Consider the following 11821-nt stretch of genomic DNA (forward strand, 5'->3'; position numbering starts at 1 on the left):
CAATAACTTTTACGGTGTACGCAATTTTAGACATAGAGACCACGGGTGGAAAATACAATGAGGAAGGCATTACCGAAATTGCAATTTACAAATTTGACGGCCATAAAATCGTGGACCAGTTTTCAAGTTTAATCAATCCCGAAAAGCCCATCCAGCCATTTGTTGTGAACCTAACGGGCATAAATAATGAAATGCTCCGGCATGCGCCCAAGTTTTACGAAGTGGCCAAACGCATCATCGAAATTACCGATGGCTGCATTATGGTGGCGCACAACGCCCTTTTCGACAATAGAATCCTTACCACCGAATTTGACCGATTGGGCTACCCGTTTGAAAAGGAAACCCTTTGTACCGTGGAGCTCGCAAAAAAGTTGATACCCGATATGCCTTCGTACAGTTTGGGAAAATTGGTGCGTTCGCTCGGGATTCCGTTAAGCGACCGCCACCGCGCCCAGGGCGATGCAAAGGCTACCGTGGCACTTTTTAAAATGCTGTTGGCAAAGGACACTTCCAAAGAAATAATTACCGAGACACTTCGGAAAGACCCAAAGCGACAAATGGAGCCGAAACTTCTCGATATTATTGAAAATGTTCCCTCTGAAACGGGTGTGTATTATATGCACAACGACGCCGGAAACATAATTTACATCGGCAAAAGCAAAAACATCAAAAAAAGGTTGATGCAGCATTTTACAAGCGACAACCGCAAATCGAAAAAAATTCAGTTGGAAGTAAAATCGGTCACTTTTGAAAAAACAGGAAGCGAACTGATTGCCCTTTTGAAAGAATCTGAAGAAATTAAACAGAACAAACCCCTATTTAACCGGGCGTTACGCCGTACGCTGTTTACGCATCAGCTTATTAGCTTTGTGGACGAAAACGGTTATATAAACTTAAAAATTGAAAAAGCGGACGGCAGGAAAAAAGCCATTACCACGTTCAGCAATTATCAGCAGGCAAGGTCGGCACTTTTCAAAATAACAGAGGAAAACCAGCTGTGCCAAAAATTGACGGGGCTTTACGACACCAAAAAACAATGTTTCAATTATACCATAAAAGAGTGCTACGGCGCTTGCATAAACAAGGAACCAGTTGCCGAATATAACAACCGCGTTCAGGCATTTTTGGAAAAGTGCAGTTACGAAAACCAAAATATGCTCATTATAGATCGCGGTAGGGAAATTGAAGAACGTTCGGTGATTTTGATTGAAAACGGAATTTATAAAGGGTATGGTTTTTACAATCTGAATTACCAGATAAACAATCCGGAAATTCTGAAATCCATCATCAACCCGATGCAGAACAACCGCGATGCGCAGCACATTATTCAAAGTTATCTTCGAAGAAAAAAAGTGCTGAAAACGGTAAACCTTTCAACCAATACGGTTATTTAGGCTAACATTGCTTATTTTTAGTCGTTCAAAAAAAAGATCTTGAAACCAACCGATAAAAAATCCTGGCGTTACAAACTTCACGAAATAATCTACGAGGCCGATACGCCTATGGGAAGGCTTTTTGACATTGTCCTGCTTATACTCATTCTGCTGAGCGTTGTAATCGTAATGCTGGAAAGTGTGCGCTCCATCGATTTGGAATACCATAGACTGTTTTATGTAATTGAGTGGGTCATAACCATTTTTTTTACCATTGAATATATTGCCCGCATCCTTACCGTAAAAAAACCAAGGCATTATATTTTCAGTTTTTATGGAATTATTGACTTTCTCTCTACCATTCCGTTATATCTGTCGTTCATACTTGTGGGGAGCAACTATTTGCTAACCGTGCGGGCGTTGCGACTGTTGCGGGTTTTCAGGATTTTAAAGATAACGCGGTACATTGGCGAAGGCAACAAGCTGAAAAAGGCACTCATAGAAAGCCGCGCAAAAATCTTTATCTTCATATTTGCCGTACTTATCGTAGCCATTATCGCCGGAACTCTTATGTATCTCATTGAAGGAGAAGAAAGTGGTTTCAAAAGTATTCCCGTGAGCGTATATTGGTGTATTGTAACCCTGACCACCGTAGGTTTTGGCGATATTGCCCCCGTTACTCCGGCCGGCCAGTTTTTGGCAACCATCATTATGATTCTTGGGTATGGCGTTATCGCAGTGCCAACAGGAATTGTAAGCGCTCAGTACGTAAGAAAGGCAAGTGATGATTATGTGCACGTAAACACCCAAGCCTGCAGAAATTGTGGAGTACAACGGCACAGGGACGATGCGAAGTTTTGCCACAAATGTGGTAAGGAACTGCATCCTGAAAATAATGCTGAAGCCTGATGGCCGCACAAAAACCATTGCTTATCTGCGTTGTGGGCGCTACGGCCATTGGCAAGACTTCCTTGGCCATAAAGCTTGCGCAGGCTTTTTCTACGGAAATCATTTCGGCAGATTCGCGGCAGTTTTTTAAGGAAATGACCATTGGCACTGCCGTTCCGAGCAAAGAGGAATTAAGTGCCGCCCCGCATCATTTCATTCAAGATAAAAGTATTTTTGAAGAATATTCCGTTGGCGATTTTGAACGGGATGCGATTGCCCTGTTTAAAAATCTTTTTGAAAAGAACCAGGTCGTTATAATGGTCGGCGGTTCCGGCCTGTATGTGGATGCCGTGGCAAAAGGCTTGGACAGTTTTCCGGAAGTGCCTTCGGAAATAAGGGAACAGTTGAATATTGAGTTGCATGAAAAAGGCATTGAAACACTCCAAAATGAGCTGCGAAAAGCAGACCCGCGGTATTTCGAAAAAGTGGATATCCAAAATCCGCACAGGTTAATTCGAGCCTTGGAAATCTATCGCGCGACCGGAAAATCGTATTCGTCTTTTCTTAAAAAAGAAAATCCGCAAAGAGACTTCAACACCCTATTTATTGGTTTAACTGCCGAACGGGAACTAATCTACCAACGTATAAATCGTCGGGTAGATAATATGATTGAAGCGGGGCTAATCGATGAGGCGAGATCGCTTCTTCCGTACAAAGAAAAAAATGCGCTGCAGACGGTTGGGTATCGCGAACTTTTTGAATATTTTGAGGGTAAAATTTCTTTGGAAGAAGCCATTTCAGAAATTAAAAAAAACACCCGAAGATTCGCCAAACGCCAAAATACCTGGTTTAAAAAAAACGAAGCCATCCATTGGTTTTATTACGATACGGAAGTTTCAGAAATTATAAATTTCATAAAAGAAAAAAACGCCCTTTAAAGGCGTTTTTTTACACATATCTTAAGCTGTAATTAATTCTCCACTTCGTTCTTAACTACCAAACGGAAACCTTCGCCATGAATATTGACTATTTCTACGCCATCATCCTTGCTTAGGTATTTGCGAAGCTTTGCTATATAAACGTCCATACTTCGGGATGTAAAGTAGTTATCATCTCTCCAGATTTTGGTAAGGGCGAGTTCACGCGGCATCAAATCATTCTTGTGAAGTGCCAATAGCCGCAACAATTCATTCTCCTTTGGAGAAAGTTTTATGGGGGTTTCCTTGTTATAGGTCAAAAATCGCAATTTGGAATTTAAATGGAAATTACCGATCTGGAACTCAAACTGCTTGCTATCGGCAATGGAATCAGTAGCCTTTCTTTGAATGATCGCTTTAATTTTCATCAAAAGCACCTCGCTGTCAAAAGGCTTGTTTAGATAATCGTCTGCCCCTACTTTATAGCCTTTCATCACATCTTCTTTCATCGCCTTTGCGGTAAGGAATATGATTGGCACATCCTCGTTTTTCTCGCGGATTTCCTTTGCCAACGTAAAGCCATCCTTATAGGGCATCATTACATCCAGGATACAAAGATCGAAATCGTCCTTTTTAAATTTTTCAAAACCTTCCATTCCGTTTTTTGCATGGGTTACGTTATAATCGTTCATGGCAAGGTAATCTTTTAGTACTGTCCCAAAGTTGGGATCATCTTCTACAAGAAGGATTTTTTTGTTTTCAGTTTCCATAATTTTAAGATATTAAGTGTAGTTTTATTATAAAGGTGCTGCCTTTTCCCTTTTCGCTTTCCACGAATATTTCGGCATCGTGGTCGTCTAGGATGCGCTTTACATAAGCAAGGCCAAGGCCGTGGCCTTTTACATTGTGAATATCGCCGGTATGTTCCCGGTAGAATTTTTCAAATATTTTTTTCTGTACAGGTTTGCTCATTCCCATACCCTGATCGCGTATTTTGAGAATAACGCTATTTTTTACATTTTCGGAATAAATATCAATCTTTGGCGCTTCCTCAGAATATTTTATGGCGTTGTCCAGCAGATTTACTATCACATTGCTCAAATGTGATTCGTTGGCCAGGACAGCAGATTGGAGCGCTCCGTAATGGGTTTTTATATAGCCTCCCCGATCCTCAACGATCAAACTTACGTGCGAGATAGCTGCTTCAACAACATCCTGTAGATTGACGCGTTCCTTGGGCAAATCCAGTTCGTTTTTTTCAAGCTTTGAGATTTGCAATACGTTTTCAACCTGTGCGTGCATGCGCTTGTTCTCTTCCCGGATCATTCCCAGATAGCGGTCCAAAAATTCTTTATTATCCTTTACTTTCGGATTCTTAAGTGAGTCTAAAGCCAAGTTAATTGTCGCTATGGGGGTTTTGAACTCGTGGGTCATGTTATTTATGAAATCGCTCTTAATTTGAGAGATTTGCCTTTGCTTGTATATCTGTGAAATGGCACTGGAATACGCAAGTATGATAACCGCCGTAAAAACCAATGATAGGATTGCCATCCCCAAGATGCTGTTCAATACCAATTTTTCCTTTTCTGAAAAATTAACATATAGCTGATAATTGGTATTGTTGTCAACATCAAAAAGAGGGACTACGTAAGTACTTCTATCATCGTATTTGAAATTCTTTGACCTCACTTTGGTTTCAAGGTTGTTGCTGTAAACGGCAAATTCAAACTTTGATTTTAATCCTCTTTCCTTTAATTCATTGTCAATCAATGTTGTTATCAAGGCTGGGCTCACTCTTTTGTATATTGGTGTAAGCGATGTAATGTTGCTCACAAAACTTTCAAACTGCTTTTGCTCGTAGTCCTTCATTCTTGAAAAGGACACCATCCCTGTCTCTGTGGTCGTGGTACCGTCAATACCTTCAGAAATTCTGGTTTTGGTCTTTCTGTTTGTCAGCTTCTTAAATTGGATACTATCTGCATCAGTATCTAAAAGACCCGAAGAAAGTTTATAATCCTGCTCTAAAATTCCATCAGTGAAAATATAGGTTTCATTGGTGGCCTTATTCTGATATTTATACGCCAACTCAGTAAAACTGACATTATCGGGAACTTTAATGCTGTCAACATACGGAATATAAAGCTGATAATAGGCTTCGGTCTCTCTCAGTTTGATTTCCTTGGCAACGGACAAAAGGACTTGTTTGGCGTTTATGGTAAATTGGTCGTCCTTGGTCCGGTATGCGTTTGAAATCCAATAACCTTGAACAAATACTATCCCCAATAATGAGAGGCTCATGAGCGCTATAAGCAATACAAATAGCTTTCTATTCATATTTCAAAAGTAAGATTTTAACATTTAGCCAGTCGTCCATTTAACCAAATGTTAACAAAAGACAGGAAGTGCTATCCCACGAGGGATTAGCTTAAAGATTTGTGGATTTTTTCAACTTTATCGCGGGTGGTTTTTAAGTCGATATTCTCAATAATTATGTCCGCAAGTTTTTGCTTTTTTTCATCGCTCCATTGATTGTCCATGCGCTGTTCAATGGCTGTTTTCGAGGTATTATCGCGCGCCATCACGCGAGCTATGCGCATCTCTTTGGGGGCAGTTACCAAAATTACCAGATCACAATCTTTGTAGCTGCCGTTTTCAAAGAGTATCGCGGCCTCCTTTATTACATAGGGCGCTTGCTGTTTTGAGGCCCATTTTCTGAAATGCGCCGCAACTTTTGGATGGATCACTGCATTCACAGCTTCCAATAGAGATTTGTCATTAAAGATTTTAGCTGCAACAAACGCGCGATTGAGTCTTGGCCCCAAATAAGCCTCTTCTCCCAGTAACGCAGTAAGTTTACGGCGTATCACCTTTGAGGAATCGGTAAGTTTTTTTGCCTCAGTATCCGCAATATAAATAGGCACCCCCAGCTCGGAAAACATTTTTGCCACCGTTGTCTTCCCGCTTCCTATTCCGCCCGTTAGACCTATTATTCTCACTTTGATACCTTTTTCTCTTTTGAAGTTGAAGAACTATTTGAATATGAAAAAATCAATTTTCTTGGGTTCGAAGACCACATTGTAAATGTTCGGAGGTTTTTTCTCAAGAAACGGCAGCATAAAGTTTTCCTCCTTATTTCTTTGGGAATAATCGCATACCAGCCTAAAGCTTTCTTTGGAAATGGTAGCAAAATCGGTTACGGATACGTCAAAAGTAATAGTTACTGCCTGTGGCACCATTTTAATATCCGTATCTGGCGGTAGGTTAATCACCTCAACCGGCAACGTATATTGCCCCTGCGAAAATTCAGCGACATCAAGCGTAACCTTCACTTTATTGGGTTTGATTGAAACTATTTCGCTTCCGGGACTAACAACTTTTGCCGTTTCTGAAATATTTTTTTCAACATCTTTTAGCGAAATCAGTTCTGTCTCGATTGTATGCATGTTCTTCAAACTGCCCGAAGGACCGGATATTGTAACAGAATCTGGTGTAATTTTCACGCTATCTATCGGTTTAAAGCCGTTTTTAAATGAAATGGCCGTCTTTGCGATAACGCGCACTTTTTTTAGGACTATGGGGTCCAAATGAACATTTAGTTCATCAACGGAAAGGTTTTTAATGGCCAAATTTCTATTGAAATTGGCAGATACCATTCGTAAAAGTTCACTTTTTGAAACCTTGAAACTGTCTTTTTCCTTTGTATAATATTTACCCACAGGCACCGTAATTGTGGGTTTTTTAAATTTATAGAAAAGTATTTCAAAACCATTTGCGGCAAGATCGAAAGTAATATATTGGGGGTTATTCTCCGAGAGCGCAGCTGTTTCGGGAATATTTTCATAATTGATCTTGGCTGTCATCGTTGAAGTAAACTCCCTACTGAACTTGGTCAAAACCCAAAAAATCGTGGCAAGCAACAAAAACAGCAGAAAGCGGTTCACCTTTGCGTTTTTAGTGTTTTTAAAAAATCCCTTCGGCATAGCGGTTTGTTTGAATGTCAATAAAATTAACTAAAAAATAAGGAGGGAAATTGTTTCCGGGGATCTTTCTTCAGAAGATTTATATAAAAACTGGACTTCAAAAAAGCCATTCCATACCCAAAAAACTGAACAAAAACAGCAGCTACGGAAAGCAAGCCAATATAAATTCTTTTGTTTTTTATTGAAGAGTCTATCAGAATCAACATTAAATAGAAAAGCAATGGGACCAAAAATAACGGATTGAAAAAGAGGGAACATAAAATAGATCCAACAACAAAAAACACGAATACTGTTGGAAACCAGAATGTAACCTTTGCTGCGGAAGGATGCCATTGGTTTAAAATGGGGCGTACAAGTCCAAATTTTTTTACCTGAATATAAAACTTCTTCCAGGAAATCCGTCGTTTATGGTAAACAAAAGCCTTGGGCAAAAACGTTGTTTTATAGCCTGCCTTCAAAATGCGCTGCGAAAGGTCCGGATCTTCCCCTGGATGGATTTTTGCAAAACCACCCGTTTTTTCAAACACTTCTTTTGAAATTCCCATATTGAAACTCCTGGGCTCAAAACGATTTAGGCTGGCTTTACTGCCCCGAATACCACCCGTGGTAAAAAAAGAAGTCATTGTATAATTGATAGCCTTTTGCAAAGGAGTGAAACTTTCATGGGCCGCATCTGCGCCTCCAAAACAATGGTAACATGTTTTGTTCAGGAATGAATCTACCGTTTTTAAATAGTGCGGCGGCAACAAACAGTCGGAATCGAGAATTATGAAATAGTTCCCTTTTGCCTGCCCCATCCCAAAATTCCGTGAATCCCCGGGGCCGGAATTTTGTTTGAAATAATAGGAAATGGAAAGTTTTTCTGAAAACTGGCCCACTATTTTTTCAGCGGTTTCCGTGGATCCATCCTCTACCAATACAATCTCAAAATCTTCGTGAAAATCGAGCTTCGAAAAACTTTCCAAAAGCTCCATCACTTCCTGCGGACGGTTATAGACGGGGATTATAAAGGAGTACATTCGTTGCATTGCGCAAAGTTAGCTAAATAAAAAAAGCCACCCACTTTCGCGGATGGCTTTTGGTATCAAATTTCTAAAAATTAGTTTTTCAATACTTTATAAGTACCTATCTGTCCTTCAACGGTAACCTTCATAATGTAGGTTCCGGTTGTTAGACCAGAAATGTCAAGATCAGTAGTTGTAGCGCCAATTTTAGAGCTCAACACACTTTGACCCAACAAGTTATAGATAGTAACTGAATCTATATTGTTTACAGATTTCAAAGAAAGCGCTCCGTTGGTTGGGTTTGGATAGTACACAAAACCTTCCAATGCGTTTTCAGAAACTCCAAGGATCTCTCCTTTTGCTGAAGTCCAAGCTACTTGGTCAGAGCCGCCGTTGAAAAGACCGATTACAGTTGAAGCACCGGTAAGCACATCAACTCTTCTCCATTGTCCTTGCAATGCGCCACCGTCAAAAGCAGATAGGTAAACAAAACCAGGGTCGCCTTTAATGTATGTTCCACCTTGGCCATAGTTGGCATCAAAACCAAGTGGGCCTACAATAGAAGCTGTACCGGTTCCAAGATCAACATAATAGAAGTTATCATCAACAATATCGTGGCTGTAACCATCACCATTTTCGTCTATCATTAAGGAGATAGCTCCGGTCATACCTGTTACCCCTACTGTAGTAGCGGTACCTGCACCAATATCAATAGTAGAAAGTGTAGAAGTGGCAAGGTTCGTAGAAATTGCATACAAAGTTCCGCTAACTGGATCAAATTCAGCACCGGCCCAAGATTCACCACCAGGAGCAGCAATGCTACCAAGTGAAGTATAAGCACCAGTTGCAAGATCTACACTGTAGAAATCGTTGTCGTTGGCAAGTACATACGCAGTACCGTCATCATTCGGGTCAATGGCGCCAGCATTTTCAAAATTTGGATTTGTAATTGGAGAAACTCCAACAGTAGCAAATGCAGCAGGATCTGCTGGATCAAAGCTTATCAAGCTCTCGGTAGAGTTATTAACACCAAATACAACGGCTGGATCGCCTCCGCCTCCGCCTGGCTCGTCATCACCAAGAACATTCCATACAAAACCTTGGCTCAAACCTAGGTCGAACAAAGGAGTAGGAACGTTTGCGCCACAATCAGGAGCCATAATATAACTTGGTCCAGTTTCACCATCGTTGTTGCAGCCAAAACGCATAAAGTTTGTATCCGTTCCATCATCTACCAATACGAGCTCCATAACCATTGCCTCACCAGCAGGAATCATTGCCGAAAGAGGCAAGTTAATCATCGTCTCATAATCTGCGTTGGTTGCCATATAAACGGCAGTACCTTGAAGAGTCAAAGTTCCACCTGGAAAAGAACCAGGAGTTGTAGAATAGATATTAGCAGTTATGGGAAAACCAGATGGAGTTGAAATGGTTCCCATTGCAAATTCCACAGCAGTAACTTCCAAACCGTTCATAATACCATAATCTCCCGGAAGATCAAAGGCTCGATAAACATTATTGTTTCGGAAGCTTGTTGGAGATGCGCAAGCAATCTCTGCGCCAGACTCAATTGTTTGTGTGTTACTTTGTGTGATAACAACCGGGGCTAAATTCTGGATCCCGTTGAAATGCACATTTAGCATACGTTGTTCTTGAGGAGTAAAATAAGAATTAACATCCCCTGCGACATCTCCAATATTCTGAAGTCTGGTTATCAAACTTTCAATTGTTACTGGGGTTTGTGTGCTAGTGTTAGTTCCTGTAAAAGAACTTTGCGCATTCATTAGGCCAATGGACCCAATAAATAAAGCTAATAGTAATGTAATTTTTTTCATAATAAGAGTTTAAATTAAAGGTTAATTTTTTTATATGAAGGCTAAAGATATTCAAATAAAAATTGATTCCAAAGAATAAGTTATAAATAAAGCAAAAAAGCCACCCACTTTCGCGGATGGCTTTTCGTACTCAATTGTGAAAGATTAGTTTTTCAGAATCTTATAAGTACCTGTCTGTCCTTCAACTGTAACCTTCATTATATAGGTTCCTGTGGCTAAACTAGAAACGTCAAGATCAGAAGTGGTGGCGCCAATTGTAGAGCTCAACACGCTTTGACCCAGCAAGTTATAGATGGCTACTGAATCTATATTGTTTACAGATTTCAAAGAAAGCGTTCCACTGGTTGGGTTTGGATAGTAAGTGAAACCTCCAAGTGCGTTATCGGCAACACCCAATGGATCACAATCGCCTTCAAAATTATAAACAAAATCGTCAGCACCTGTAGCAACTTGCCAAGTAGCTCCACCATCGGCTGAATAAACAGCAGGGTAACCTACAACACTTGCAGTTGTTATCTCCCAATATCCAGGACCTCCAGTACCAGCAGATGTGGTAACATATATGCTTACCCAATAGGTGGTTGGAAAAGCAGCTTGACCCGCTAAAGCAATTGGAGCAAGATCAAATACAACCTCTGTAACATCAAGAGAGGAAGCCGCTGGGAAATCCCCAAGCAATGTTTGTGAACTTGGAACAACAGCAGTTTGGGAAGCTATAACATTTCCTGGATCTGGAAGCCCTCCAAAATCATCAGCATATACAGTAATATCAGCAGATACAACTGTGTCGCCATCAGGCATTATAAAGTTGGCGGTCGCCTTGTTAAAGCTCATATTCTCTCCCATTGCTACGGTTAAATCAGCAGCTACATGCTGAGGGGTATCTACTGAAGAAGTATAACCGTTTTCAAAACCGTTTGATGCATTGGATTCATTACAAGCAGTACCACCTCCAACAAGATCGCCATACATTACGAAAGGAAAACCTTGGGGAGTTAGCGAACCACTGTCTTCAACAGGAGCATATACACCAGCATTGTTTTGAAGTGCGTTACCTGTAGTAGCATTTCCGGTAATTACAATTGGAGGAGCCCAAGGACCAGAAGATCCAGAACCTTCAAAAGAATACTCAATCCAGTAAGTACCAGGCGTTAATGAAAGACCCGGGGTAAGCGCAGTGGCTCTTTGAATTTCTCTTGAAGTATCGCCAGGCGCGCTCTCCAGTTGTCTAAAGGCATCGGTTGCAACTGCAGTATCAAGGACATCTGTAGTAAGATCGCCCCAAATTACGGTAGCACCACCACCACTTGGATCACCATCCCAAACTTGAAGGTATAATGCATTGATAGATGGCGCAGAAGATCCTGTTTGGTAAGCAAAGACATCAATAGAAGTAATATCATAAGAATCTGTAAGCACTACATCATCTGCAATACTAAATCCGTTAATAAATGAGGCACCAAAACCATATACGCCCATTCCTAAAGAAGCATCCTGTAAAAAGCTGATGTCTGGAGGACCTGCTACGTTAAAATAAGGTCCATTGTCATAAACCACTGCATCTGGAGATCGGAAATAATAGGTTCCCGTAAAAGGAACATTTAAATTAGTATAATCAACCTCGTTATTGGAAGTTACTCCTGTGGTTTCACCAACCGCTGTTACCGTAGAATTGTAATAAGCCGCAGGAAGTAGAACCGTTTGCGAATTTTGATCCGCAGGCGCATTCGTGGCTTTATTTTGGCTAAATCCAATAGCGCAAAAGCCCATAAAAATTAGCATTGTAATTTTTTTCATAATAAAATTTGATTTAAAAGTTAATAT

The 11821-nt window shown here is 40.6% G+C and carries 10 protein-coding genes; 3 read left to right on the forward strand and 7 right to left on the reverse strand.

Annotated features, from left to right (window positions below):
* Positions 1-14 precede the first annotated feature (14 nt).
* From POV26_RS04730 to miaA, 3 genes are read left to right on the forward strand one after another with little or no spacing between them, the layout of a single operon-like run.
* Complete coding sequence (locus tag POV26_RS04730; RefSeq protein WP_272855323.1) at positions 15-1394, forward strand: exonuclease domain-containing protein; 1380 nt, start codon at positions 15-17, stop codon at positions 1392-1394.
* A gap of 39 nt (positions 1395-1433) precedes the next feature.
* Entirely contained in the window at positions 1434-2282 is an 849-nt protein-coding gene (locus POV26_RS04735; RefSeq protein ID WP_272855324.1) for an ion transporter, read from the forward strand.
* On the forward strand, positions 2282-3199 hold the full coding sequence (gene miaA, locus POV26_RS04740) for a tRNA (adenosine(37)-N6)-dimethylallyltransferase MiaA (protein WP_272855325.1): 918 nt from the start codon (positions 2282-2284) through the stop codon (positions 3197-3199). Before POV26_RS04735 ends, miaA begins: the two co-directional genes overlap by 1 nt.
* Before the next feature lie 32 nt (positions 3200-3231).
* Here the strand turns inward: miaA and POV26_RS04745 are convergent, their stop codons facing one another.
* The 7 genes from POV26_RS04745 to POV26_RS04775 form a co-directional block, all read right to left on the reverse strand.
* Complete coding sequence (locus POV26_RS04745; RefSeq protein ID WP_272855326.1) at positions 3232-3948, reverse strand: response regulator transcription factor; 717 nt, start codon at positions 3946-3948, stop codon at positions 3232-3234.
* 4 nt (positions 3949-3952) lie between these two features.
* Positions 3953-5512 carry a sensor histidine kinase gene (locus tag POV26_RS04750; protein ID WP_272855327.1) on the reverse strand — a complete coding sequence of 520 codons (1560 nt, stop codon included), beginning with the start codon at positions 5510-5512 and terminating at the stop codon, positions 3953-3955.
* Between the two features lie 86 nt (positions 5513-5598).
* Positions 5599-6174 (reverse strand): dephospho-CoA kinase, encoded by a 576-nt coding sequence (gene coaE / locus POV26_RS04755; protein ID WP_272855328.1) that lies wholly within the window; start codon positions 6172-6174, stop codon positions 5599-5601.
* A 33-nt stretch (positions 6175-6207) separates the two neighbouring features.
* The gene (locus POV26_RS04760; RefSeq protein WP_272855329.1) at positions 6208-7158 is read right to left on the reverse strand and encodes a CdaR family protein; all 951 of its coding nucleotides are present in this window, start codon (positions 7156-7158) and stop codon (positions 6208-6210) included.
* Positions 7159-7184: 26 nt separating this feature from the next.
* A complete protein-coding gene (locus POV26_RS04765) occupies positions 7185-8186 on the reverse strand; it encodes a glycosyltransferase family 2 protein (protein WP_272855330.1) in 1002 nt (333 codons plus the stop codon).
* A 71-nt stretch (positions 8187-8257) separates the two neighbouring features.
* On the reverse strand, positions 8258-9490 hold the full coding sequence (locus POV26_RS04770) for a T9SS type A sorting domain-containing protein (protein WP_272855331.1): 1233 nt from the start codon (positions 9488-9490) through the stop codon (positions 8258-8260).
* A 651-nt stretch (positions 9491-10141) separates the two neighbouring features.
* A complete protein-coding gene (locus POV26_RS04775) occupies positions 10142-11794 on the reverse strand; it encodes a T9SS type A sorting domain-containing protein (protein WP_272855332.1) in 1653 nt (550 codons plus the stop codon).
* Between the last annotated feature and the right edge of the window lie 27 nt (positions 11795-11821).

Source organism: Aequorivita todarodis, assembly GCF_028561335.1.
Taxonomy (GTDB): Bacteria; Bacteroidota; Bacteroidia; order Flavobacteriales; family Flavobacteriaceae; genus Aequorivita; species Aequorivita todarodis.